The sequence below is a fragment of the Pseudobdellovibrio sp. HCB154 genome, assembly GCF_046267985.1.
Lineage (GTDB): Bacteria > Bdellovibrionota > Bdellovibrionia > Bdellovibrionales > Bdellovibrionaceae > Pseudobdellovibrio.
In genome coordinates this window covers 2819778-2845354 of sequence record NZ_CP176530.1, presented here as the reverse complement: position 1 = coordinate 2845354, position 25577 = coordinate 2819778, and the positions used below count along the sequence as shown (strand labels likewise).

Below are 25577 nucleotides of genomic sequence, written 5' to 3'. Positions count from 1 at the left end.
TCAAATTAAAATTCCATACCAATGCCGGCATGTAACGCCATCTGCGTAATCACCGGCACTTTTTCAGAGTAGTTTAAAGAGTAGTGGTATTCAAAACCCACCGGAATGAAATAATTTTTCATAATTAAATAATCAGCACCTGTCGCCACCAAAATTGAATTGGCAATACCGATAGCGCCTTTATTTAACGACGTAGATTCTTTATTCAGCGGAAATTTAATGGCCGAACCCGCTGCAGCCCAAAGCACTAAACGGCTATTGCGGTAGTAGTCGTAACGAATCGCTGCTGAAGCTGCGATATAGTTAATATTCACGTTACAGGCTGTTGATGTTTTACTAGAACAAGAATTGTATTTCGCTGTTCCTTCGACTTCGACAGGCTCTAAACCCAAAGAGCCACGCAGTAAAAACCAATCTGTCGGCCAATCGATCACACCCATAAAACCAACGCTACTGCCGGTCATGCTGACGGTTTCTTCGTTCGGTGTTGGAAATGTCGCATCTTTTTGTTTAATCGAAATACCGTTATTTAAAAGTTTAGTGTGAACAGAAATTTTAATCGCTTCTTCTTTAAATGAAGGATCGCCTAAAATACGTTTCACACGCTCGCCAACAGTGAAGTTACCATCTTGAAGTTTAGCCACAGCTTGCCCTGGGCGAATTTGAATAGTGATTGCACGGCCTTGGTATTCAGCACCGGGAAGAGTGATTAGGTAATCACCACGTTCTAAAACAGCGCCTTCAAGATCAACGAGAATTCTGTTGTTACGAATTTCTAAAACTTTAAAAGCTTCGGCTTTGTAAGAAAGCACGAATAATAAAGTAAAAATAAAAGCAAAGGCAGAGGCAGAGTTTCTCATCAGCCTTTTTAGTATGTGACTATTTCATTAACTCCGCAAGTGCGGTTTTGATTTTATTGATCAGGCGAGCTTCGTTTTGGCGAACAGCTTCGCGGGTAATGTGATACTTTTCTCCGATTTCTTGGAGCGTAAGCGGCTCTTCATTTAAAACACGTTCATCAAGGATGATTTTTTCTTTTTCTGTTAAGCTATCTTTAATGCTTTCAATCGCATCTTTTAAAAACTTAAGCTGCTCGGCCAAAGCCAGCTGTTCATCTAGGGGAAGGCTGCCATCTTCTTTACGTAAAATACTTCCTAAAGATAAAGTGGCGCCGCTATCGTCATCAGCGGTTTTATCAAGGCTGACATCGCGACCAGAAACACGTTTGGCCATCTCTTCAACTTCTTCTTTTGGAATTCCAAGTTTGTGAGATAACTGCGCGATATTTTCCGGTGAAGACATTTTTTCTAATTCGTTTTTCTGACGTTGTAACTGATAGAATAATTTTCTTTGATTAGCTGTTGTTCCAATACGCACCATTGAGAATTGGCGCATTAAGTACTCTTGAATATAACCGCGAATCCACCAAACAGCGTACGTGATTAAACGGGCCCCTTTATTGGGATTATACTCTTTTACCGCATGCATAAGACCAACGTTACCTTCTTGGATAAGATCGATCATGCGTGAAGAAAAACGCGCGTATTCAGCCGCAATTTTTACAACAAAGCGAAGATTCGCACGCACTAAAGCTTGCGCCGCTTCGGGATCTTTGGTTTCAAAATAACGTTTCGCTAATTTAGCTTCTTCTTCGCGGCTTAAGACAGGGTATTTACGAATTTCATTTAAGTAAGTTGTTAGCGGATCACGAGAACGAACTGTGCCGTGGTCAGAAACAACGGTCGGTAATTGATGGGTAGGTTGTTCGATCTCGAGTTCTTCGGCCGCTTCGGCTTCATCATGGTCAGCGTCAAGGTGACGACCATCCGGGTCATGCTGCGCATGAACATCAATCGGTTCATCGTGTTCGTGGTGATCTTCAACCAGAACGGCGTGAACTTTTTTAACGTCTTCTTTTTCTTTCGGAGTCTTAATTTTAGTAATCGCTTTTTTGACAGCCGCTTTCACGACAGCTTTTTTAGAAGTCGCCTTTTTTGTCGTAACTTTTTTAGCGGATGCTTTTTTTGCTGCTGTCTTTGCAGTCGCTTTTTTAGCGCTTACTTTTTTCTTTGCCATAGAACTTTAGTGCAAACTCTCTAGGTTAAAACCTTTTTAAAGGCTTTTTCGATCTCTTCTTTGATTTTTCCCTTAAAAAGAGCCAATGCAAAAGGGATGTCTACTTCGATGGCTACCGAACACTTGTCGTTATCAGGTTTAATCTTTAAATCAGCTTTAAATTGCGAACCATTGATTTGACATGATTTGTTAGACTGGTCAAAAGTCGCAGAAACCTTAGGATCTAGCTTCTTAAAGTGATTATCTGAGTTTAAAAACGTTTGGATCTTAGTAAAAGCCTGGTCAGCAGATAATGGAGCCGGCATTTCGAAGTTTACTTTGGGCATGTTCTAATCCTCTGGATGGTACAATTTTGCCACCTAATTAAAGATGAGTTTTGACGAAAGTTTGTCAACTATTATACTCTAACTGTTCTAATCTGGCTTGAACACCAGAAAAAGATGCGCGAAACGCAAAAAATAAATAGAAATTAGGTTTAGTTATGAAATTTGTGAGAGAACTAAAAAGAACGAACTACTGTGGCGAATTAAACAGCAAACACGTGGGACAAAAAGTTGTCTTGATGGGTTGGGTCAATGTTCGTCGTGACCACGGAAGTCTTATTTTCATCGATCTTCGCGACCGCGAAGGTATCGTTCAAGTTGTTCTTGATCCAACGAAAGCTGATACAGCAAGCGCAAAAGATTTTCGCGGTGAGTACGTGGTTGCCTTAGAAGGTGTCGTGCGTGCTCGTCCAGACGGAATGAAAAATACAAAAATTAAAACAGGCGAAATCGAAGTTGAAGCGACTCGTTGTGAAGTTTTAAATTCAGCAGCAACACCTCCGTTTCAAGTCGACGATGAAAACGTGAATGAAGTTTTACGTTTAAAACACCGTTACTTAGATTTACGTTCACCGCGTTTACAACATCATATGATCACTCGTCATAAAGTGGCGCGCTTAGTTCGTGAATTTTTATCGAACAACGGCTTCATTGAAGTTGAAACACCGATCTTATTTAAATCTACTCCAGAAGGCGCACGTGACTATCTTGTGCCTTCACGTGTGAACCCAGGTAATTTCTATGCGTTACCGCAATCGCCACAATTACTTAAACAGTTATTGATGGTAGCAGGTTACGATCGTTATTTCCAAATCGCTCGTTGTTTCCGTGACGAAGATTTACGTGCCGACCGTCAGCCTGAATTTTCTCAGATCGATATGGAGATGTCGTTCATCGACGTTGAAGACATTATCGAAATGAATGAAAAAATGCTTCGCCATATCTGGAAAGAAATCAAAGGTATCGACGTACCTAAACTTCAACGTATGACGTACTTCGAATCTATGGATAAGTACGGAAACGATAAACCAGATACACGTTTTGAAATGCACATCGTAAAACTTGAAGAAGTGTTACAAAGTTCAGGTTTTAAAGTTTTTGACGACACATTAGCTCGTAAGGGTATCGTGCGTGGTCTTTGTGTTCCGGGTGGACAAGCTTTCTCGCGCGGTCAGTTTGATAAATTAACTGATATCGCAAAAAAAGGTGGCGCTAAAGGTTTAGTGTGGTTAAAAAAAGATGCAGATGGAACCATTGCTTCGCCAGCATCAAAATTTATTTCACAAGAAAAACTTCAATTAGTATTTAAAACACTGGGTTGTACAGATAAAGACTGCGGTTTAATCGTAGCTGATGATTACGATCCAGCTTGTGCGGCGCTTTCAGCGTTACGTAACCATTTAGGTCGCGAGTTAAAATTAATCGACTTCAGCAAATACAACTTCTTATGGATTGTTGACTTCCCATTACTAGAGTACTTCCCAGAAGATAAACGTTGGTTCTCACGTCACCATCCGTTCACATCGCCAACTGATGAGTACTTCCAGGATATGATTGATAACAACGAAAAAGCGTACCCACATATGTTAGCTAAAGCTTACGACTTAGTTTGTAACGGCTACGAAATGGGTGGCGGTTCTATTCGTGTTTACAAACAAGAAATCCAAGCGGCCGTTTTCCGTTTATTAGGTTTATCTGAAGAAGAAGCAAAAGCAAAATTCGGATTCTTCTTAGAAGCTTTAAAATACGGAACTCCTCCACATGGCGGTATCGCTTGGGGTATGGACCGTTTAGTGATGTTATTAACTCAAACTGAAGCTATCCGTGAAGTGATCGCGTTCCCGAAAACAGCTCAGGCGTCTTGCTTAATGTCAGACTGCCCAAGCCCAGTGAACCGCGACCAGTTAAACGAAGTAGGTATTAAGTTAAACGCTCAAGCCGAAAAGTTTTTAGAAGATAAAGGCTTAAAATAGTTTTCGTCTTTCGGAATTAAAAATTGTTAGACCCGGTTTAAGTTATTTTAAACCGGGTCTTTTTTTTGAACTGTGCTATGACATGGATTATTTTCGCACAGACTGTATTAAAAGTTATTTTGAAATTGTAGCTCTTGTAAATAAGGGTAATAAGATAGTGAACGAGCAAACCGAAGCTAAGTTCTTCATTACAAATGAAAAATTGTACCTTGGAATAAATAGCCACCAAAAAATTTATTTGTGTAAGAGAGTAAACTATTGGTTGAGAGGAACTGACTCGGGACATACGAATTTGGAAATGTTTGTTTGTAAAGTATTGAATACAAACAAAATAGTTTCCGGCGATGTTAATAATCTAATCAAGTCAGAGTTATTTAAGCTTTCCGATTAATTCTTGAAATTCATTACGGGCTTCTTCGATATCGATGGGAGTATCTTCATAACATATCGTGTATTCATTTGTGGTTAGATTCATAAAAAAATCCAGGTTCGAGTCTATGTAACGCAGATATGGTTCAGCTTTTAAGGGAGGTTGCCATAAATGAGCGTAGGGTAATTTGTCTATATACAGATGGTTTAACATTAAATCATGAAAATGCTCATTGTATTTAGGAAGTCGAATAATTTCGAACTCAGTCGCACTTTTAAACTTAAGATATACGTAGTCGTTTTGATAAAGATGAATCAATTTTTTAACGACTTCGATGTTTTGCAAACTTTGCTCATTTGTCATATTAGGTTTATCGGAATATTAGATAAACCCCTAAGCTCTGCTTAAGTCTAGGTTTCCAGCTGTTGCAAAGTAATCCCGTACTCTTCAACAGAACCAAGTTCATAGATTCCTTGTAAACAGCGTTTTCCATCGCGCTTTTCAACAACCAAAATATTCTGCACCGTTAAACCAATAAGTCGGCGAATTGATTGCAACGACCATTGTGGTGCTCCCATTTGAATTAACATCTCAAGACGTAGCAAAGCTTCATGCGCCGTGCGCGCGTGAAGTGAACCGAAACTTCCGTCATGACCTGTGGCCAAAGCCATCAGTAAAGCTGTCGCTTCTTCGCCGCGAATCTCGCCCACGCAAATACGATCAGGGCGTAAACGTAAAGCTTTTTTAATCAGATCATTCATGGTTACATCAATCAGCTTTTTTGTCGGATCAAGGCGGGTTAATAACGAAGTATTCTGCGAAAATACCGGATTTAACTCTTGTGTATCTTCAATAATCACTAAACGGTCTTGAGGCATTTCGTTAATGCAAGCTTGCAGTAAACTGGTTTTTCCAGAGCCCGTTCCGCCAACGACCAGAAAATTCTTTTTCTGCTGGATTAAATGTTTAATCGCTGCAATTTCTTCGGGCTTAGCCCATTCTTGCGCGCTTAAACGATCAAAAGTCCAACGCGTTAAAGGCTGTTTACGAATCGACACGATAAATTCGCCACGGCAGATTTCAGGAAAGAGCACTGTGATACGTAAATTGTTTAACTGCACTTCGATAAATGGTTTTTCAGCATTAATATAGGTCTGACAAAAGTTACAAAGCTTTTCGATAAAGTCTTTATAACTATTAGAATCAAAAAAGTGATCTTCCGATCTTTGCAGTTTTCCTAAACGTTCAAAATAAATCTGATCAAACTGGTTTATTAGAATTTCAGTCACCGACTCATCAGCTAACAGATGAGTGATCGGTCCAAAACCATTAAGTTCATTTAAAATTCGTTCACGCACCGCTAAATCAACAGCTTGTAAGTTTTCATCTAGCGACAGCAACAAACTTTTTTCTTTAAGTTCAGGCGCTGTAGCGGTCATTACATCAGATGCTAAGATCGCGGTTTTATCAGCGCGCAGTTTTTGAAAAATATTTTTAGCTTCACTTAAGTTCATTCAAAAATCTCAGGGGTTACGAAGATCATCATTTCAGTTTCGCTTTCACGAAAGCCTTGGCTTGAAAAGAGTTTGCCGATCACAGGAATCTGCGTTAGGTACGGAAGGCCCGTGGCGCTATCGCCAATACCATTATGAATTAAGCCCGATAAAACAATAGTGCGCGATTTCACTAAATCAAAGTGACTTGAAACTTTATTTGCTGAAATTCCAGGAATACCATCGATCGATTTAGATTCATCAGGTGTTGAAACTTCAGTTTCGATAGCAATACTCATTTGCCCTAACGGATCAACGACAGGTTTAATTTTAAGACTTACGCCATATTTCTTCCAAACCACTTCGCGGGTTTTATACTTAGTTAAAACAATAGGAATTTCGCCACCCGCAAAAAATTCAGCCTCTTTACCATTACGGCAAATAAGCGTGGGGTTAGCTAAAGTCTTAGAATTGCCAGATGATTCTTCGGCATTTAAAACTAAATCAATCGAATTATCAAAAGTGACTTTTGAATCTAATAGCTGGCCACGCACAGCTTTTTGCCAATCAATACCCAGTTTTCTAGCGGTTGATTTTTTAATTTCAACAAACTTAACTGCTACTTTAATGTTATCGCTGATCTCAATTTTATTAGGATTATCTTGGGTAAATAGCCCAACCTGATTAGTTTGATTGCGGCTGGTAATGCTATTATCTTTTGAAGATAAAACAGCTTTCCAAGGTGAAGATGAAAAAATAATCTTTGGCGGGGTGATTTCATGATTTCTAAAATACTGCACGTACCATTTTTCAACTTCAGAACTTAATTTATCGCTCATGTCTAATTTTAAAAAGAGAAAGGCGTTTTTTTCTTCCATCGTAGAAATGATTTTTTTAAATTCATCTAAATTAAAGATTTCACCTTTTAAACATAAACTTTGTTCGCAGAAAGCTACGCTGAGTTGGGGGCTCTTGCGGGCGAGCTGCGTCCAAATTTTAAAAGATTCTTTAAATCCTGTAGGAACTGATAAAGCCACGATCTCTTTTTGATCGATACGAACTTTCGATGATCCTAAAGCTAAGGGCTTTAAGGTGACTGAGCTTCCGCTACCAGAAGCAGAAAAGATCTTAGGGTTTTCAATCCATAGTTTGTGCGACACGTTTTTTAAGACATGTTCATCACCCATTTCGACCATAATGTCGTAACGAGGGCCTGAAGAAAGAGTTTCAGCCAGCAGGGTAGAAAATGGAAAAAGAATAAATAATAAAAAGAGCTTTTTCATAACCCTAAAACAGTTCATAAACCGTTCCAGAGGTTTTAAAGCCTAATGGTTAAATCAAAATCCTATTTTCGGATTTCCGGAAAGATAAAACGAACGCTCACTCCGTCTTCCGTATTGCTGATTTCAAGACGGCCATGGTGCGCTTTTAAAAGAGTTTGGCAAATGGTTAAGCCTAATCCCATACCGACAGAGTGATTCATCACATTTTCATCGAGGGTAAACGGACTTAAAATTTTATCTAAAACATTTTGTGAAATCTTCGGGCCTAAGTTTTGAATTTCGATCACCACGTTTTTATTATCTAAACGTGAAGAGACTTTAATGCTGCTTTGAGCTTGGCCAAACTTAGTCGCATTGTGAAGGGCACGAGTCACAAGAATTTTCATGTGCTGCGGATCAGCTTCAACAGTTTCTACGCTTAAGTCAAAATCAAGCTTTTGCCCCTTGGTGTTCATCATTTTTGAAATATCGTCAGGTAGCTGTTCAAAGAATGATTTTAATTTAATTGTCTCGTAGCGAATCGGAATTTGCCCTAATTCACCTTTAACAACTAATAATACGTCTTCAATAATGCCTTTAAGCTTTTCGCCAGATTTATTAATACGATCGACGAATAAAGCTTGTTCTTCAGATAATGAAGATTCACGTAAAAGACCAGTAAAACTTAAAATAGAAGTTAAGGGTGTTTTTAATTCGTGATTAATCAAAATCATAAACTGCGATTTTGTTTTATCTAAAGATTGCAGTTCTAATAGCGCAGCTTCTAAGGCTTGGTTTTTTTCTTTCAGCTCCTTACGCAGCGAAAGTTTTTCGTAAGCATTTTCTAAATTCTTCTGAAGATCAACAGGGTCCCAAGGTTTGGTGATGTATTTATAGATCTGTCCTTTATTGATGGCTTCAATGACAGATTCAATATCCGTGTAACCTGTTAACAAGATCCTGATTGAATCGGGATGAGTCACAATGGATTTTTCTAAAAACTCAGTTCCTGTAATGAGCGGCATGCGTTGGTCAGAAATAATAATCGAGATATCTGGATTTTGGTCTAGATGAGCAAAGGCGTCCTGCGGCGTTGAAGCTTTAAATACCGTAAAACGCTTTCTAAGCAAGCGTTCCATAGCATCTAGATTATCAACTTCATCATCAAGAAACAGCAGCTTTGGTTTATCCATCTCAAACATGCTATCGAATGAAAAAAAATCGGTCAGCTTAAGAATTTGTAGCTGTCCTTTGGGCCACTGACCTTGGACTATTTTTATTTACTGGACCCTGTAACTATCGCATAGACCTGTCGAAAAGTGATACGATGATCTAGGTATACGTGTATCTATTTTTGATATGATTTTTTTAGGAGACTCTATGTCGTTGAAAAACATAATTAATTTTCTTCTTACAAGCGTGTTTGCATTTGTATTCTCGCTTAGCTTTGTAAGTGAAAAGGCAGAAGCTCAGTTTAATGCTTATGCCAATGCTGGTATTAACGCTGGTTACGGCGGTGGTGGCGGTATGTGGGGGTCAGGCTACTGGGGCGGACAACAGGGTTGCGGATATCCTGTTAGACAGGGAACAAATGCCACAAGTATGTCTGACGAAGAAAAAGAAGAGCGCAACAGAATCTCTGAATTGCAAAAAGATTTAAAAGCTCGTCAGTTAGAAAAAAAACGTGCAGAAACTGAAATGCAATTTGCGGCACGCAAACTTGAAAGACAATTCGACGGCGAAATTCTAGATTTCTTATTAGAAACACATATCGAAAAAGGTAACACTTGTAACGATTACGACACAGCTCCAGGCTTAAATTGTTCTGCCTCAGCGCAAACAGGTGCAACAGCAGTAGGTACAGCGACAACAAAGATTGATCCAGCAACAGGTCAGCAAACTGTAGTCGAAGGTTCAGTCACTGTAACAGCTTCAGCTGATTGCGGTTCTAAAGATACAGTTCCTGATAAATTAAGAACTAACTGGAATGGTAAATACTGTGCCGCTAAAACAAAATCTGATGGCGGTAAAATCAACTCTTCAATTTGTTCTGACAGAACTTTACAACCTGAAGACCGTAAATCTTCAGCGTACTCAACTACTGAGTGCGGTAAGCAATTAAATGACTACCGTAAATTCCGTATTAAACGTGACGAGGCGCAAGCTCGTATTGAAAGAATCGAAGATGAAATTCGTGACCGCCAATACGCCATCTCTGATGCCAAAGAACGTGCAGCGATTGAACGTGAATACCGTGCTAAAACACAACTTGAAGGCGATTGCCCAGAGTGTGGTAGCGGCGACCGTGATGGTGAATACCAAAAACCAAAACGTGACTGGGTTTCAATTTTAGGAACAATCGGTATCGGTCTTGGTTTAGGTTATATCGGTAAACAATATGATGATAGAAATGCAGAATACTCTGCACAATTAGGTTACCCTCCACAACAAGGTTACCCAACAGCGGTCGGCTTAGGTTTACCTTTCGTATTAGCCGGTGCTTACGGTGCGATTAACGGTGGTTCTGGTTTAGGTGGTTTTGGTTGCGGCGCTGGTTTAGGTGGAACAGGTTTTCCTTACGGAGCTGGCGGCGGAATGGGTGGACCATTTGGTGGTCCGATGGGTGCTTACGGTCCTTACGGTCCAGGTGGTGCGTTCGGTTATCCTCAAGGTATGTTCGGAACTCCATGGGGTGGTGGTATGTACCCTCCAGGTTATGGTCCGGGTGGTATGATGGCTGGTCCAAATGGCGGATGGCCATATGGTTACGGTCCTGGTTTCGCAGTTAACGGTGTAGTTAATGGTGGAATCGGTTATCCAATGTATGGAAATGCAGTCGGCGGTTATCCTATGAATGGCGGCTACCCGATGAATGGTGGTTATCCGATGACAGGTGGATTCCCGATCAACGGTGGTTTTGCCGTGAATGGTGGATTCGCAGCTAACGGTGGTTTCCCGATGAACGGTGGATACCCTATGACTGGCGGTTTTCCGATGAATGGCGGATTCCCGATGAACGGTGGTTTTGCTGCCAATGGTGGATTCGCAGCTAACGGTGGATTCCCGATGACGGGCAGCCAAATGATGTGTGTTCAATGGCCATGTCCTGGTATTGGAACATTTGCTAACGGCGGTCTTGCGATCAATGGTGGTTTAGCAGCTAATGGCGGATACCCGATGAATGGTGGTTATCCGATGATGGGTCAATTTGTAAACGGCGGAATCGGTGTTGCAGCTAACGGCGGTATTCCAATGATGGGTATGCAAATGAACAACCCACAAATGCAATTACAAATGTTGCAAATGCAACAACAGCAAGCGCAAATGCAAATGCAATACTACCAAGCTCAAGTACAAGCTCAGCAGCAACAGTATCAACGTCAAATTCAAGTTCAAATGCAAGCTCAACAAGTTCAGCAAGAGATCATGAATTTACAAATGCGTTTACAAATGCTTTACACAGGGGCTTACTCTGGTGGTACAGCAGGTGGCGGATACTACGGTTCAGGTTCAATCGGTGGATCAATCGGCGTAGCAGCTCCTTCAGTAGGTACTATGCAGTTTGGTTCGGCTATGTCGACACCTCCTTCTTGGATTCCAGGTGGTGGAACAGGAACAACTTATCCAACATACCCGACGTACCCAGGTACAGCGGTTCCTTCAACGGGTGGACAAGTTACGATTCCGAACCCAGGTGGCGGAAGATAGTAGTCAAAAACAAATTTAAAAATGCACGAAGGCTGAGCGTAAAACCTCAGCCTTCTTTTTTTTGAGATTCTCTGTTAGTTTGGTGAGATGAGCGAAACGATTAATAACTGCTTTGATAGTCACACACATTTTCTAGGAACAGGCCAAGTGGCCTTAGAGCTTTCGCTGCGTGACTTAAAATCAGCGCTCGATGTTTCAGAACTTAAAATTGAGCAGCATCACCACCGCGGTGAATGGCTTGTGGGATTTGGTTGGAATCATAACAACTGGGTGCCTTCAGATCTTCCGCATAAGTCTATCTTAGATAAAGTTTTTCCTGATAAGCCGGTTTTCTTTTCGCGCGTTGATGGTCATAGTAGTTGGATTAATTCAAAAGCCATTGAAGTGTTAAAACAAAAGGGTTTTGATTTTTCAAAAGACCCACAGGGTGGAAAAGTCTTACGCGATTTAAACGGTGAACCAATTGGTATTTTGCAAGATCAAGCGCATATCAATGCTCTATTGATACTTCCGGATTATACGGATCAACAACTGTCACATTTTTTAGTTAAATCCGGCGAAATCTTTAATACCGGTGGGTTTACCCATCTGCGTGACATGTCGATGACTTTTCGCCAGTGGCAATTGCAAAAAGCTTTGTGTGAACAGCAAAAGCTAAAAATTTACTGCGAAGGTTTTATCACGGTTGAATCCGTAAAGGATTTAGACCGCGGTTTAAGTGAATATCAAAGGTGTTTAGATAATCCGTGTGCGCAATTAAAAGTTAAAGGTTTAAAAATCTTTATCGATGGCTCATTAGGATCTAAAACAGCGTATCTATCGCAAAACTATGTGGGCGAAAACCAACGTGGTTTATTAATTTGGTCAGCCACAGATATTAAAGCCACGATTGCTTACTGTTGGCGTAATAAAATGGAAGTTGCCATTCACTGTATCGGTGATGAGTCGGTTCACACGGTGGCTCAATGTGCCCGTGAAGTTTCTGCGGCTGGTTTACTTGGTAAAATTCATATTGAGCATGCGCAGTTATTGCGACCAGAAACAATTCCGCTTTTAAAACCATTACATGTGTACGTGCACATGCAGCCTTGCCATTGGTTATCAGATCACCCGTGGTTACAAGACTGTATCGGTGATTTAACAAAATACTTATTTCAATGGGAAGCTCTTCGCAAAAACCGTATTCATGTTGATTTTGGATCAGATTCACCGATTGAACCGACAAATTTATTATTAACTCGTAAAGCTTTATTAGAGAGCGCTAAATCAATCCCAAAGCCGTCAGAAGATTGGAAGCGCTTTCACGCTTATCCAACTTCTGGGTGGGGGCAATGCCAAACTGAGTTTGACGATCAGGGGATCATTGCCATTAACTTTGAAGGCGAAGTTATTCGCTTCCGCTAGAAATCTCGTAAGATTTTAAAAAGAAAATCGTAGCTACCGTCGCAAGACCGATCAGATATTTATTTTTGTGTTCTTTAAAATGGTCAGTCATTAAATCTGTGCCCCAGTTGTATTTCTGGCTTAAGTTACAACCACCTTCTGAAAAATGTGGCAGCACCTGTAAATCAAGCTGGCTTACAAACTCAGTGTAACGGGGATGATCACAGTCACCGTTTAAAAAGAATTTCTTTTCGCCATTTTGGGTCATAGATACGTAATCAAGGTCTGAATGTTTTAAAGCATTCAAATAAGGATCAAGTAACAAACGATTACGTAAGTTGTTCGCCACGTTTTTACCAGCGACAAAAATCATTTTATCTGAATCTTCATCTGTTAACTTACCGAAAACTTCGTAGATCTTTTTAAGCTTTTTAAGTTCATCAGAAAGTTTCGCATCTTTATTTAAAACAATTTTCTCAGTCGCTAAAATTAAGTTTTTAATTTGTTCTAAAGTTAAATCATCTTCTTTTAAGCTTAACGCTAACTTTTTAGAAAACTGCGTAACATAATCCTTGTTATCTAAGTCAAAGTTTTCAATCAAGAAATCAAAATGCGGTGTTTGATTTTTTGAGAGCGAAATAAAAGCCTTAGGAAAACAAAGGTAATTATTCTTAGCACAGATTTTTTTATAATCTTCAAGCGGAGTATTTTTATGTGCAACAAGCACGATGCCTTCGTCTGCAAAACTTGTACAGCTGATTAAAACTAATAATAAAACTAAAAATTTCATTCTATCCTCCGTTGTATTCGATCTTTACGCTTTTTTTGCTGGCGGCTGCTTGTTCACGAACCGCGGGGTTGTCACTGGCTTCATTTTTATTCTGAATCACCGCAAAAAATGGCCCATCGTATTTAAGTAATTCACTCGATAAATGATCGGGCAGAAGTAACGAGTAAGCGTTCGGGTTATTCGGAGCACGTAAGATTTTAACTTTCTGAAAAAGCTTTTTAGAATGACGTGAACTGTTTTTACCTAAGTAAATATCCACAACACCATAACCTTCAATCAGACTGGCAATGGCTGTGATATTTTCTAATTCAATCGGCACCAGCGCGTAGCCGTTAGGAATTAATGTATCTACGGTGAGTAGTTTTTCCTGTGGTTTTTCGCCGCGTTCATCTAGGGTTGTGTAGATATAAACAAAAACAAAGAACACAAACATAAATACAAAGTACTTATGCTGTTGTAATGAAATTTTTAAGCGTGATTTAATATCCATTATTGGCCCTTTACCGATTTTGAAATTTTGTATTTATTGGAAAATTCACGCTGATGTTTCGCCATAGTTGAAACGGCTGTTAGCATCGCTGTGAATAGTAAAATCGTTAAAACGTATTCGGCGATGACTTGTCCACGTTGATTGTTAATTCCCATTTGTCTTCCTTTAAATTCGGTGCCACCGAACATTGTGTGCTCAGAACATTCATCCATTTAAAAAAGGTCTGATATTCTGATCTTGTGTAGAAACCCATCTTCCAAGAATAGGCCAAAGTAAGTTTCTTTTCGGCATCAGGCTCCCATTCGTAATTCGGGGCTATTCCGCCTTCCGAATCCGCACGGACGGCAAAGCTAGGTAAACGTTGCGGGCTAAAGCCGCCCAGCATTTTGATCATGTACTTCCACGGTTTTGCCAGTTCGTATTGGCCAGTATTGGCCTTAATTACTAAAGCTGAATGTTTTGCAGTTAATTCGGCGCGGGCCTTAAAGATGATCGCTTTTTGGATTTTATCTAAAGCATCTTGTGAGCGATAAAGACCATTCAAAATTCTTTCTGTAGATGCGATTACAGGAGCATTCATTGTCGCCGTTGCCAAAGCCAGGGTGACTTTGGTTATAGTAATAGACCTTCTTAAGGCGGTAGAATATTTATTAAGGGCAAAAAGAGTACGTGCATTTTTAAGTGTAGAAATTTGTAAATCGCTGGCCTCGTTAACACAAGTGCTACGCACATAATCGCGCTGCTGTGACAGGGCAATGGCAAAAACACCTGTGAAATACAGGCTTAAGAAGGTCATTAAAATAAAAACAAAAGATAAACTTACAAAGCCTTTAGAGTTTTTGCCGGTATTTTTCATAGTTAAACTCGCGCGTGATTGTGGTTGAAGCCAGATGGGTGACTGTCACGGTTAAAACAATTTTATTATGCGGTTTTCTGATATAAATATTGATGTCGCGTAATTGGTTTTTCGTAAGATTATTTCGCAACTGCCGTTCACAAGATGGTTTTTTAGCTAATTCACAGAAAAAATAATCTTCAGCCATAGCATCAAGAGCTACGGTGAAGATTACCAGTAAAAGACAGCGTAACAGAAAATACAAAAATAGCCCGGTCATGCCGAGCATAAAAATAGCTTCAGTCAGCGCCTGGCCTTTATTGTTATTTACCGCTGTTAGTTTTGGCGCCATCTAAAAAGTTCGATAAATCTTTTTGTGCTAAAGCTCCATCACTGGCATTTTCAGCTTTAAGCTGTTGGCCATCGGCACCTAAGGCGCGATTCACGTTTTCGTACTTTTTACCTAAGTTGTTACCAACGACTTTAACCACGCCGATAGTAGCTACTGCGATTAAGGCCACTAACATTAAGTATTCGATTAAGCCTTGGCCCTTTTTGTTTTTTAGAATTTTTTTGGACATAAAAAAACCTCCGTGAAGGAGGCTTTTTGCAATCGCTAAACTTAATCAGCTTGCGATCTATAATTTGTGGAATCCGGAATTCGAGAACATCCGGACCTGTCGGATTACTTTTTAGCTTTTTTCTTAGCTACTGGGATTACTTTAGGAGCAGGTTTTGCGGCTTTCGCTGCTGGCTTAGCTGGAACTTTAGCAGTTACTTTTGCTGGAGCTGCTTTAGCCGCTGGTTTTGCAACCGCTTTCGCTACCGGAACGGCTTTAGCTGCTTTGGCTTTTGCTTCAGCTGCTGCTTTTAAAGCTGCTGCCGCTGCTTGAGCTTCAAGTTTAGCGGCTTGTTTAGTTTCAGTTTTTTGCGCTTTTTTAGCTGCTTTACGGGCAGCAACGATACGATCTAAAATTTCGTAAGCTTCTTTTTGTAAATCGTTTTCAAAAATAAAACGGTAAAAACCTTCGATCTCAGGTGATTGGCGGAATTTTTTTAATGACGTTGGTAAGCTTTCAGATTGAACGAAATCAATTGAGTTACCATCTTTTGAAAGTTTAACTTTTTCAGCCATCGGAAGACCTCTTTGTAAGTTTGAAGTTTTTTAAGGACAGACTTTGCAATCTAGTAGAAAATAGCTTCTGGGTCAAGAAACCATTGATTGTGTTGCTGTTTGTAACCTATTGAAATCGCTCACTATTTTGGTAGTTTTAAGACTCACAGATAAACCAGCACGAAATGAGGGTCAACGATGAAGCTACTTAAGGGCCAACCGGTCAGTGAAAAAATCCAAGCAGATATCAAAGCTGAAATCGCCTCATGGCCACAAAAAGGGTTAGCTCTTCCTCACTTAAGCGTCATTCTGGTGGGTAAAGATCCGGCCAGCGAAGTTTACGTCGGCCACAAAGCCCGCATGTGTGAAGCTTTAGGTTTTTCTTCCGAAGTGATTCGTTTAGATGAAAAAATCTCGCAAAATGAATTGTTAGCAAAAATCGACGACCTTAATAAAAATTCAAAAGTTGATGGTATCTTGGTTCAACTTCCGCTTCCCAAACACATTCACGAACGTACCGCTTTAGAAAAAATTGCTCCAGGTAAAGATGTTGATTGTTTAACAAAAACCAACATTGGTTCAATGGTGGTAGGTGATGCGATTGTTAAACCTTGTACGCCCGCAGGTATCGTTGAAATTTTAAAATATTACGATATCAAAATCGCCGGCAAAAAAGTGGCGGTGATTGGTCGCAGTCAAATCGTGGGAACGCCGCTAGTGCATTTATTAACGCAAGAAAATGCGACGGTGACTTTGTTCCATTCAAAATCTGAAAACCTGATGCAGGAAATTAAAACTTTCGACATCGTGTGTGTGGCCATCGGCAAATCAGAATATTTTAAACAAGCTGATTTTAAACAAGGCGCCATTGTGATTGACGTTGGTATTCACCGCGCTGAAGGTCACAAGTTAACGGGCGATGTGGTTAAAGCTGTTGAAAACGACACGTGGCTATCAGCGCAAAGCCCTGTCCCTGGCGGCGTTGGCGTGACAACCATTGCAATGCTTATGCAAAACACTTTACAGGCGTGCAAAGCGCGCAGACAATCTTAAAACTTATGAAATTTTCTTTAGTGCTTTCTTCGTTATTATTAGCGCTACCAGTAATGGCCGCGCCTAAATTTACCTTAAAAAAAGTTTGGCAAATTCCTGCGCAAACTAAATTTGAAAACTACACGATCGGCGGCCTTTCGGGCTGCAGTAAATTAGGTGATGAAATTTATTTCGTCTCTGATGATCGTGGCAATCAGGGGCATCCGCGTATTTTAACTTTAAAATATGATTCACAAAAATCAGAATTAAACACGACCGATTTAAAATGGTTAAAAGTGGCTAAGCCTGTAGATAATAAAACTTTCTTAGACATGGAAGGTTTAGCGCGTATTTCACCAGAGCGCATTTTAATTTCGAGTGAAGGTGATTTAAACCAAAAACCGCGTCAGCCGGTGGCTTTGTTTTGGATCAATTCTAGCGGTGAACGTATTGCCGATGTGACTTTGCCGCAGAAATTTATTGCTAACGGTACGGGATTACAAATTCGCGGTACGCAAAATAATAAAGGTTTTGAAGGTTTAAGTATGGATGCGGATGCTGGCTTATGGGGGGCTATTTTAGAAGGCCCATTAGTGCAAGAGCGCAATAAACTTATTATGATTGAAGGATCAGCCTCTGGCGACACAGCGGTTTTAAATGAATGGTCTTATCCAATGCCACAATACATCGGTAACGGTTTAGGGGCTGAGATGGGTGTAACTGACTTCGTGTATGATAAAAATCAAAACCTGATTGTGATTGAACGTGGGGTGAGTGTTAGCCTTAACGGTTTACAGTTCGATGTGCAGATGTGCACGGCCGCAAAAGATCAGAGCTCTAAGTCGATTAAAAAGAGCTGCGCGTATGATTTTGCTACCGATAAGGTCCTAAAAGCCCAAGTGAAAGAAGTGCAAAATTACGAGGGCATCTGCTGGCTGAATGACCAAAAAACCCAGTTTATGGTCATTAGCGATAATAATTTTTCAAAAACCGATAATAATCTTTTTCTTTTATACCAAATCGACTAAAAAAGAGCCTTCGTAAAGAAGGTTTAGTCATGAGAATTTGGAAGCTAAAAAAAGGTTCGGATCAACGTTTGCGCTCGCGCCACCCGTGGGTGTTTTCTAACGAATTAATGGATAGCCCCCGCGGTCTTCAGCCTGGTGAATTAGTTGAAGTGCATGATTATCAGGGTCACTTTATTGCCCGTGGTTACGGTAACCCTCATTCGTTAATCGCTTTTCGTGCGATGACTTTTGAATTAAAAGATTTCGAAATTGGCAGTACGACTTACGTTTCTTCAAAATTATACACGGCTTGGGAAAAAAGAATTCACTTAGGTTTTCAAGATTCATTCCGCGTTTGTTTTTCTGAAGCCGATTCTTTGCCAGGCTTAATTATAGATCGTTACGTGTTTGAAAAAAACGGCGAACGTTTTCAAGTTTTATCTTACCAACTTTTAACTTACGGTATGAACCGTATCTTTGAACAAGCCACTGAGATTTACCAAAAGTTAGTTGAAGGCGTTTTCTCGCAAAAACTTTCTGATATTGATTGGGAACACACCATCTTACTTCAACGTAACGATGTGAATATTCGTAAACTTGAAGGTTTAGAAGTTGAAGAACCTAAGGTGATCTACAATCCAAAAGATATTTCGTTAACTGATTTAACGATTTTGATTCCGTCTGTAATGGCGACAACTCTGAATACGACGGAAACTTTAAAATTCAACGTGAACTTAATCGAAGGTCAAAAGACAGGTTTTTTCTTAGACCAAACTCACAATATCCGTTTATTGATCCAGTCTTTAGAAGGTTTAATTCGTGTTAAACAATTCACAAAAGAAAAACCACTTAAGATTGTAGACCTTTGCTGTTACATGGGCCAATGGTCAGCGCAAGTGGCGTTTTATTTAAATAAAAAAGAAATCCCTTTTGAAGTTTTATTGGTCGATGTTTCTGAGTTAGCTTTAGAAAAAGCCAAAGAAAACTTAAAGCAGTACACAAACAAAGTGACTGTGATGAAGGCTGATGTGCTTAAAGATTTAGGGCCCATCGAATCTAACAGCTTCGACGTGGTTATTTCTGATCCGCCAGCTTTTGTAAAAAACAAAAAAGATATGGAATCAGGTCTTCATGGGTACATGAAATTAAACGAACAGGCTTTTCGTATCGTAAAAGCCAAAGGCGTTGTAGCTTCATGCACTTGTTCAGGTGTGGTTCAAGTAACAGACTTCAAAAATTCTTTACGTAAATCTATTCTTCGTTCGGGTAAAAAAGCTCAGCTGATCTGCGAAGGTGGGTTAGGGTGGGATCATCCAAGTCTGATTCAATTCTCTGAAGGTCAGTATTTGAAGATGTTGTTACACAAAGTTGATTAGTTCTTTGGTTTGGCCGCTGCGCTGGTTGTCGCCTTCCTGGGACGGCCTTGCTGACGGCATCGTGCCGTCAGACTTTCGTTTCTATGATTTACTGATTTAATTTTGCTGGTCTATTTTTACCTCTCGGGGTTTCAGTCCACATTGTGGGCCTAAACCCTGAGTGATTAAAGTGCGTCATGATTTGTGCTCGGGAGTTCAGGCAACATTGTTGTCTGAAGTACAGAGCGTCGGAAGATGAGCAGATTCTTTCTCTTAAATAGCGAACGGGGCTCTGTCCTAAGTAGATGACGAAAGCCCCGTTCTTTTGGAAACCTAAATTGTAAGTAAGCGAATTATCTTTGGGCGATTTGTGCCTGAGCTTGTTGGCCTGGTTGAGCTGGGTGGCCTTGAGCTGCAAAGATCTGTTGTTGGAACGCTGTCATTTTGTTGATGTAATCTTTAAGAGCGATGTTTTCTTTCTTTAAGATTTCTGTTTGTGTTTTTGATTGCTCAAATTGGCCACGTACATTGTCTAATTCAGATTGAATACGGTCGCTATCAAGTTTTAATTCAACGATTTTGTTTTCTGCTACAGTCATTAAGTGTTTGATTGTTTCAGCTTGTTCTTGGCTATGGCCTTCAACTTCCATCATGCCAGCTTCAAGTTCGTTGATTTTGCCTTCAAGCATTTGGATCTGCTCTTGTTTTTGTTTGATTTCACCGGCTAAGCCTTGGTTCATTTCTAACAAACGGCCTTTTTCTTTTTGAAAATCAAACTGAATGTTTTCGTAATTCTCTAAATACTGTTTACGGTCATCCATTTGAGCTTGAATTGCTTTAGTTTTGATTTCTTGAATTTCTAACTGAAGTTTTAAAGATAAATCTAACGAACGGGCTAAATCTGTAGAAAGTTTTGAATTGTGGTTTCTTTCTTGGTTTAAAAGATCCGTTAATTCTTTTACTTTCATCGTTAAATCAGAATTTGATGTCGTCATTTTCTCTAAAGTTTCGATCTTTAATTTCATATCTTCGTGATTTGAAACTAACTCGATTTGAAAGTTTTTCAGTTGATTTTGCATCTTGTCTAATTGAACTACGCGGTCTTTAGAGTTCTTTTGGTCTTCGTCCTGCGATAATTCGTTCAACTTGTGACAAATTTCGTTAAAAATCTTTTCGTGCTCTGGGATGTTAAGTGTTTCCATGATGTAAAGTGTCCTCGCTTACAGTACTTTCATCTTATTGAACGACTCACAGGTTGACCATAAGTCCTGTTTTGGTTTTAAATAATCCAGTACTAGGTCCAGAGAAATAGACAAAGGTTGGTGAATCTTATGTTAAAAAGTCGAGTTTTGACCATTGCAATTGCGGCGGTCTTTTTTCAAGCTCAGGTTTCGCAAGCACAGAATTCTTTCTTCGAAGTGAAAGAACCACCTCGTGCCGCTGAATATATTTATCGTTCTTCACAAAAAGAATCGTTAATCAGCGTTCAACTTTTAGGAGCAGTAAAAAATCCGGGGATCTACTACATCCCACCACAAACCGATTTACTAAAACTAGTTACTTTAGCTGGTGGAGCTGAAAACGCAGATCTAACAGAAGTGGTTGTTCGTAAGAACGATCCTTCACAAAAAGGTGTGTATGAACTTGATCTGAACAAACTAATGAAATCGACTTCTGAAGTTAAGCCGTTTAAATTAGCGCAGGATGATTTCGTTTATGTCCCGAAAAAGCAGCCTTGGATTTCAAGTGATATTGCACAATCGGTAACGATCGTGTCTTTAATCACTAGCATTATCTTAACCAGCGTTCTGATTGAAAAAAACTCTGACTAGAGTGTCATGTTATTTTTAATCGCCCTGATTTTTTTATCGAAGATCTCTTTAGGATTTATTCCGGGATTCCCTTACCAGGAATCCTTTTTTATTTTTCAAAAGGGTATGCATCCTTTTATTAATATCTTCTTTAACATAATAATTGGTTCGATACTGATCATTAAATTTTTCTGGAAGAGTAATCATCACTACTTACAAAACCGTTTCTTTAAGTTTTATCTGTTTATTTTTTGTTTGTACTTGTTAGCGGTGACTGCGATGCAGACCGTTCTTAATGAGGCGGCCAACCCATGGTGGTTACAAATCTCGGCGGCGTTATCAGCTTGTTTTACAGTGGTGTTATTTGCGCGTGTGATTCCAAGTGAGTTATCGGTGGCTAAATTTATAAACTACACGCAAAAGATTTCGGTCTTTCTTTGTTATGTAAGTTTAGCTTTACTTGTTATTGCTCCGGCGATGACTTTTAAAGGTGGGCGCTTTATCGGGGTGTTTAAACATATCCCGTACATGGTTACAGTGGCTACTTTAGCCAGTATCTTTTTAATTTATGAATTATTCGCTAAAGAGAACTCTCGTCCGCGTAAGATCTATTTATTGGTGAGTGTTGCGGTTGCAATGGCAGCTTTAATTCTAACGGGAACTCGTTCTGCTTTATTTGCAGTTGTTCTTAGTTACTTCTTAGCGTTCTTATTTTTTCCAGCCAGAAAAGCGGCGAGCCAATTTATTAAAGTGTCGGTGGCGTTTTCATTAGTGATTGCGATATTGTTATTTGGCCAATCAGTTAGTAACTATGCGCTTGAAATCGTGCGCGGTGAAAGTGCGGTGGGTTTACGTGCGGCGCAGGACGGGGTGGCTTCACGGTTTAGTGAATTTGAACGTGGTTACGAAATCTTTTCGAAGAACCCAATTATCGGCCAAGGGTTGTTATCTAAGTTTGGCGAAATTAACGAAACCGAAGTCGGCCAGTATAACGCCAATAAAGATCCGCATAATATTTTAGTTTCAGCTGGGGTGATTGGCGGTATTGGTTTTATCGCCATCGTGTTTATCGGTTTTGCAGGTCTTATTGCAGTTAGCTTTCAAAAACTAAGATCAGCTCCGCCAGAGTTTAAAATTTTAGCTATTTATATCTTAACACACATACCGATTCTGTTTATCTATCATGTGCATCTCTCATTGGGTGGTATGGCCGATCGCTTCTATTGGATTGTGATTGGCTATATGATGATTAATGTGAGAAAACAAAACGCATGAACCCATTAAATTTAATTTTGGCGTTACTTCTTGGGGCCGCAGCAGCGGGCTTAAGTTACGGCTTTCAAACTGTAGTTAATTTTTCTGAAAAGTTACGTCTAGAGTACCCACAACTTGTTTTAGGTCTTCCGATTTTATTTATTCTTACCGTTTTATTAAAAAAGAAAACTTTGTACTATCCCCACAAGGTCAAAGACCTTCATGAAATGACCGAAGAGAAAAATTTTTTCTGGAACCGTTGGAAAGCGGTTTATCATTTTGTCGGAGCAAGTTTAAGCCATATCTTTGGTGCGAGTGTTGGCCGTGAAGGTGTGATTGTTCTAACAACAACAGGTGTGGCGCGTTTATTTAATTTAAGTCTTAAATATTGGGGGCCCGTGGCAGCCAGTATCGGTTTTGCGGCCATTACCGGAAATAAATGGGTCGGTGTTATTTTTCTGATTGAAATGTACCGCACACAGTTTTCACAAAAAGTGTGGACGTTCTTTGGCGCGTGGGTGGCCATCTTAATTCTTCAGTCGCTTAAATTTCCGCATTTATTATCAGTGGTGACGATTCCTGATAGCGAATCTTGGTTAAAACGTTTTTTCTTTATTTTCGTTTTAGGCATGATTATTGGTTATATTTCGCGTCTGTATAAGAAAAGTTATTTCTTCTTATCAGATTTTTTTGCCGCGAAAAATATTATCTGGGCCATTGCGATGTCGGGAGCTGTCGGTTATGCGCTTTACAATACGGATGTGCGCGTCTTGCAAAGTCTAAGTTTAGATTTAGTTGAACGTTTTAGTTCAGGCTCGTTAATGACAGCTTATGATATGCAATTAGTGTTATTAAAACTCATTTTAACTTTACTGTGTGTTTCGTTGGGCTTTTTTGGCGGCGAATACGTACCGTTAGTTTTAGTGGGTGTTGGTCTTGGGGTAACAGGGGCGCAGTTCTACGGTGAAAGTTTATTGTTAGGTTCGGTACTTGGTGCTTTTGCGGTGTTTGCGGGAGTAACACGTTTAAAATGGACAGCTGTTGTGCTTTGTTTGGGGCTTCTTGATTACACGATGTTTATCTGGGTTTATCTTTTCTATTCGGTGGTTCACAGTTTTTCAGGCGAGAAAAGTATTTATCTTCAACCCCGTTTGCATAAATTCAACTTTATGAATTTTCAATTCGGGGGATTTCCAGGTGGCCAAGGTGGCTTTGGTGGTTTTAGCACGGGTGGCTTTGGTCAGATGAAAACGGCCGAGCGTGATGTCGGTTCATCAAGTGGTGAAGATCCCAATAAAAAGGGTGGCTTGATCGAGTAGAAGTTAACCTTGCGGTGCTTGGTTTCGCATAAAATCAGCGATGTGAGCAAAACTTTTTTTAAGATCACTCTTTAATTGTTCAGATGAAACAACATCTTCTAAAGCTTTAAACATACAGTAAAGCCACTGATCACGTTCTTTTTCACCAATCTTAAAAGGCATGTGGCGCATACGTAATCTTGGGTGCCCAAATTTTTCGATATAGATTTGTGGTCCGCCAGACCAGCCTGTTAAAAACATCACTAATTTATCTCTGGCTTCTGTTAAATCAGGAGCGTGCTGATCACGAATATCTTTAACTTCAGGTAAAGTGTCCATGTAGTGGTAGAAGCGTTCGACAAGTTTTTCGATCGTTTCTTTGCCACCAAGTTGTTCGTACAGTGTAGTTTCGTCGGTCGACATATTAGAACCTAAAGTTTTGATTTCTGATTTTTGAATTTGAAGATAACAGTGTTTGCGTTTCGTCAGATTCGTCGTAAATATCGCCAATCACTTCTTCAAAGATGTCTTCCATCGTAATAATACCTAAAAGCTTATCACCACTGCGAACAATGGCCATGTGGCTTTTACGTTGTTGTAAACGTTTTAGCGCATTTACGATTGGTTCATTCGGTGAAAGGTATTCGGCCTTACGAATCAGTTTTGTCCAATCCATTTTAGCCACTTCAGGTTCAGAGATAAATTCTTTGGTGTACAAAATACCTTCGACTTTATCTTCGTGCATAACCGGAAGGCGCGTGTTTTTGTGTGTTTTAATCATTTCAAAAACATCATGCGTATGATCTAAAAGATGAATTCTATTTACTTCATCCCACGGAAGCATCACATCTTTGACTTTACGTTTATCTACGCCGATCAAGTTAAATACAAACTGTTTATGAGTTTCATTTAAATTATCAAGGTCAACTTCTTGAGTGGTGTCGACATTTTCTTTTGTTGAGATTTTTGCGAATAAAATTCTAGTAATAAATTTTGTCGAATATTCAAAGATCACAACGAATGGCGCAAATACGCGATCCATAATCATTAAAAGTAAGCCGCCGGCTAAAGCTAATTTTACCGGGAATTTCAATGCGATTGATTTAGGAACAAGTTCACCGATCACAACACTGATGTAAGTTAACGGTAAAACCACAACGGCAATACTGATGGATTCAGCCACTTCTTCGCTTATCATCGGAAATTGAGCCATAAACCATGGGCTTAAATGCTCTTCAGCGCTGGCACCGGAAACGGCCGCTGAAATAGCTCCCACTAAGGTGATACCTACTTGCAGAACCGAAAGAGTACGCTCTGGATTTGATTTTAATTTTAAGACACGGGCTGCAGAACTTGAGCCTTCGGCCGCAAGCTTTTTTAAATGCGCTTTAGACACGGTCACAAACGCCATTTCTAAACCAGATAGAACGGCGTTAGCTAAAATACTAAATGCGACGACAAGAAATTCTAACATTATTTACAAACGATCGTGTTAAAGATTTTTGGATTTGTTTTCGAAGCTTGCGTTGTGCAAGACGATGGAATTTTTGCAAAACGTTTAACGAATAATTGTTTGCTGTTTTTTCCGTAGTAGCACACTAACCAAGGGATAATAGCTTTTGGCTTTTCAGTAGCTGTTTGTTGCCAAGCTGGTGTGCCGTCTTCTTTTTTCTCTTCAGCAGGCTTGATTGTCCATGTGTGTGGAGGAGGTGCATCGCCGTTATCAGGTTTTAACGACATTTTCTTTTTAGGGTCTTGATCAAACATCTCTAAACGTTGGAATTCGATGGTATCTGTTTCAAAATCGCGAAATTGCATCGTCGGAATGCTTTTTTCAGGCTTAAAACTCACTGGCACTTTTAATGGGCATTCGATGATTTGCGGTTTTTCGGCTAAAGCGTGTGCAGGCACAACAGCAAATGCAGGCAGGCAAAACAGCAGGGCGATTAACGTAATACGCATGGTATTTCCTCTCGTCAGAAAATCATTATCTGGGGGGATAA

25 protein-coding genes are annotated in these 25577 nt (G+C 39.9%); 9 read left to right on the top strand and 16 right to left on the bottom strand.

Translation table 11 applies throughout. The annotated features are described in order from the left end of the window. Positions 1 to 5: 5 nt before the first annotated feature. The 3 genes from ACKWCF_RS13720 to ACKWCF_RS13710 are packed head-to-tail and all read right to left on the bottom strand — an operon-like array spanning position 6 to position 2402. Positions 6 to 860 (bottom strand): hypothetical protein, encoded by an 855-nt coding sequence (locus ACKWCF_RS13720; RefSeq protein WP_409478166.1) that lies wholly within the window; start codon positions 858 to 860, stop codon positions 6 to 8. Between the two features lie 19 nt (positions 861 to 879). Continuing rightward, positions 880 to 2076, bottom strand: a complete 1197-nt coding sequence (locus ACKWCF_RS13715; RefSeq protein ID WP_409478165.1) for an RNA polymerase factor sigma-32 — start codon at positions 2074 to 2076, stop codon at positions 880 to 882. 20 nt (positions 2077 to 2096) lie between these two features. Then, the gene (locus ACKWCF_RS13710) at positions 2097 to 2402 is read right to left on the bottom strand and encodes a polyhydroxyalkanoic acid system family protein (RefSeq protein WP_409478164.1); all 306 of its coding nucleotides are present in this window, start codon (positions 2400 to 2402) and stop codon (positions 2097 to 2099) included. 155 nt (positions 2403 to 2557) lie between these two features. Between ACKWCF_RS13710 and aspS the strand changes: the two genes are divergently transcribed. Beyond that, entirely contained in the window at positions 2558 to 4372 is a 1815-nt protein-coding gene (gene aspS, locus ACKWCF_RS13705; protein ID WP_409478163.1) for an aspartate--tRNA ligase, read from the top strand. A 780-nt stretch (positions 4373 to 5152) separates the two neighbouring features. On the opposite strand, the gene ACKWCF_RS13700 is transcribed toward aspS, so the two are convergent. The 3 genes from ACKWCF_RS13700 to ACKWCF_RS13690 all read right to left on the bottom strand — a co-directional run bounded on the left by ACKWCF_RS13700 (position 5153) and on the right by ACKWCF_RS13690 (position 8690). Further along, complete coding sequence (locus tag ACKWCF_RS13700; RefSeq protein ID WP_409478162.1) at positions 5153 to 6256, bottom strand: CpaF family protein; 1104 nt, start codon at positions 6254 to 6256, stop codon at positions 5153 to 5155. Then, entirely contained in the window at positions 6253 to 7518 is a 1266-nt protein-coding gene (locus tag ACKWCF_RS13695) for a hypothetical protein (protein WP_409478161.1), read from the bottom strand. The genes ACKWCF_RS13700 and ACKWCF_RS13695 overlap by 4 nt, the downstream gene beginning before the upstream one ends. 62 nt (positions 7519 to 7580) lie before the next feature. Then, positions 7581 to 8690 carry an ATP-binding protein gene (locus ACKWCF_RS13690; protein WP_409478160.1) on the bottom strand — a complete coding sequence of 370 codons (1110 nt, stop codon included), beginning with the start codon at positions 8688 to 8690 and terminating at the stop codon, positions 7581 to 7583. A 187-nt stretch (positions 8691 to 8877) separates the two neighbouring features. On the opposite strand from ACKWCF_RS13690, the gene ACKWCF_RS13685 reads away from it, so the two are divergent. Beyond that, the gene (locus ACKWCF_RS13685; RefSeq protein ID WP_409478159.1) at positions 8878 to 11205 is read left to right on the top strand and encodes a hypothetical protein; all 2328 of its coding nucleotides are present in this window, start codon (positions 8878 to 8880) and stop codon (positions 11203 to 11205) included. Between the two features lie 87 nt (positions 11206 to 11292). Then, positions 11293 to 12609 (top strand): amidohydrolase, encoded by a 1317-nt coding sequence (locus ACKWCF_RS13680; RefSeq protein ID WP_409478158.1) that lies wholly within the window; start codon positions 11293 to 11295, stop codon positions 12607 to 12609. Here ACKWCF_RS13680 and ACKWCF_RS13675 read toward each other — a convergent pair. The 6 genes from ACKWCF_RS13675 to ACKWCF_RS13650 all read right to left on the bottom strand — a co-directional run bounded on the left by ACKWCF_RS13675 (position 12593) and on the right by ACKWCF_RS13650 (position 15838). Next, positions 12593 to 13378 (bottom strand): hypothetical protein, encoded by a 786-nt coding sequence (locus ACKWCF_RS13675; protein WP_409478157.1) that lies wholly within the window; start codon positions 13376 to 13378, stop codon positions 12593 to 12595. The two genes, ACKWCF_RS13680 and ACKWCF_RS13675, sit on opposite strands and share 17 nt — an antisense overlap. A 1-nt stretch (position 13379) precedes the next feature. Next, the gene (locus ACKWCF_RS13670) at positions 13380 to 13868 is read right to left on the bottom strand and encodes a hypothetical protein (protein ID WP_409478156.1); all 489 of its coding nucleotides are present in this window, start codon (positions 13866 to 13868) and stop codon (positions 13380 to 13382) included. 106 nt (positions 13869 to 13974) lie between these two features. Next, entirely contained in the window at positions 13975 to 14724 is a 750-nt protein-coding gene (locus ACKWCF_RS13665; protein WP_409478155.1) for a hypothetical protein, read from the bottom strand. Further along, positions 14699 to 15055 carry a hypothetical protein gene (locus ACKWCF_RS13660; protein ID WP_409478154.1) on the bottom strand — a complete coding sequence of 119 codons (357 nt, stop codon included), beginning with the start codon at positions 15053 to 15055 and terminating at the stop codon, positions 14699 to 14701. Before ACKWCF_RS13660 ends, ACKWCF_RS13665 begins: the two co-directional genes overlap by 26 nt. After that, positions 15027 to 15284 (bottom strand): Flp family type IVb pilin, encoded by a 258-nt coding sequence (locus ACKWCF_RS13655; RefSeq protein ID WP_409478153.1) that lies wholly within the window; start codon positions 15282 to 15284, stop codon positions 15027 to 15029. Before ACKWCF_RS13655 ends, ACKWCF_RS13660 begins: the two co-directional genes overlap by 29 nt. Positions 15285 to 15388: 104 nt before the next feature. Next, entirely contained in the window at positions 15389 to 15838 is a 450-nt protein-coding gene (locus ACKWCF_RS13650) for a hypothetical protein (RefSeq protein ID WP_409478152.1), read from the bottom strand. Between the two features lie 177 nt (positions 15839 to 16015). Here ACKWCF_RS13650 and ACKWCF_RS13645 point away from each other — a divergent pair, with 177 nt between their 5' ends. The 3 genes from ACKWCF_RS13645 to ACKWCF_RS13635 are packed head-to-tail and all read left to right on the top strand — an operon-like array spanning position 16016 to position 19232. Continuing rightward, on the top strand, positions 16016 to 16870 hold the full coding sequence (locus tag ACKWCF_RS13645; RefSeq protein WP_409478151.1) for a bifunctional 5,10-methylenetetrahydrofolate dehydrogenase/5,10-methenyltetrahydrofolate cyclohydrolase: 855 nt from the start codon (positions 16016 to 16018) through the stop codon (positions 16868 to 16870). A gap of 5 nt (positions 16871 to 16875) precedes the next feature. Then, complete coding sequence (locus tag ACKWCF_RS13640; protein WP_409478150.1) at positions 16876 to 17877, top strand: esterase-like activity of phytase family protein; 1002 nt, start codon at positions 16876 to 16878, stop codon at positions 17875 to 17877. Between the two features lie 29 nt (positions 17878 to 17906). Further along, complete coding sequence (locus tag ACKWCF_RS13635) at positions 17907 to 19232, top strand: class I SAM-dependent rRNA methyltransferase (protein WP_409478149.1); 1326 nt, start codon at positions 17907 to 17909, stop codon at positions 19230 to 19232. Positions 19233 to 19564: 332 nt separating this feature from the next. Here ACKWCF_RS13635 and ACKWCF_RS13630 read toward each other — a convergent pair whose 3' ends face one another. Then, positions 19565 to 20413 (bottom strand): hypothetical protein, encoded by an 849-nt coding sequence (locus ACKWCF_RS13630; protein WP_409478148.1) that lies wholly within the window; start codon positions 20411 to 20413, stop codon positions 19565 to 19567. Positions 20414 to 20542: 129 nt separating this feature from the next. Between ACKWCF_RS13630 and ACKWCF_RS13625 the strand changes: the two genes are divergently transcribed. The 3 genes from ACKWCF_RS13625 to ACKWCF_RS13615 all read left to right on the top strand — a co-directional run bounded on the left by ACKWCF_RS13625 (position 20543) and on the right by ACKWCF_RS13615 (position 23595). Then, a complete protein-coding gene (locus ACKWCF_RS13625) occupies positions 20543 to 21043 on the top strand; it encodes an SLBB domain-containing protein (protein WP_409478147.1) in 501 nt (166 codons plus the stop codon). 258 nt (positions 21044 to 21301) lie between these two features. Continuing rightward, complete coding sequence (locus ACKWCF_RS13620) at positions 21302 to 22297, top strand: O-antigen ligase family protein (RefSeq protein ID WP_409478146.1); 996 nt, start codon at positions 21302 to 21304, stop codon at positions 22295 to 22297. Beyond that, a complete protein-coding gene (locus tag ACKWCF_RS13615; protein WP_409478145.1) occupies positions 22294 to 23595 on the top strand; it encodes a chloride channel protein in 1302 nt (433 codons plus the stop codon). Before ACKWCF_RS13620 ends, ACKWCF_RS13615 begins: the two co-directional genes overlap by 4 nt. A gap of 3 nt (positions 23596 to 23598) precedes the next feature. Here the strand turns inward: ACKWCF_RS13615 and ACKWCF_RS13610 are convergent, their stop codons facing one another. From ACKWCF_RS13610 to ACKWCF_RS13600, 3 genes are read right to left on the bottom strand one after another with little or no spacing between them, the layout of a single operon-like run. Continuing rightward, positions 23599 to 23997 carry a group II truncated hemoglobin gene (locus tag ACKWCF_RS13610; RefSeq protein ID WP_409478144.1) on the bottom strand — a complete coding sequence of 133 codons (399 nt, stop codon included), beginning with the start codon at positions 23995 to 23997 and terminating at the stop codon, positions 23599 to 23601. Position 23998: 1 nt separating this feature from the next. Beyond that, positions 23999 to 25048, bottom strand: coding sequence for a hemolysin family protein (locus ACKWCF_RS13605; RefSeq protein ID WP_409478143.1), 1050 nt, complete (start codon positions 25046 to 25048; stop codon positions 23999 to 24001). Continuing rightward, on the bottom strand, positions 25048 to 25536 hold the full coding sequence (locus ACKWCF_RS13600) for an STY0301 family protein (protein ID WP_409478142.1): 489 nt from the start codon (positions 25534 to 25536) through the stop codon (positions 25048 to 25050). The genes ACKWCF_RS13605 and ACKWCF_RS13600 overlap by 1 nt, the downstream gene beginning before the upstream one ends. Positions 25537 to 25577 lie beyond the last annotated feature (41 nt).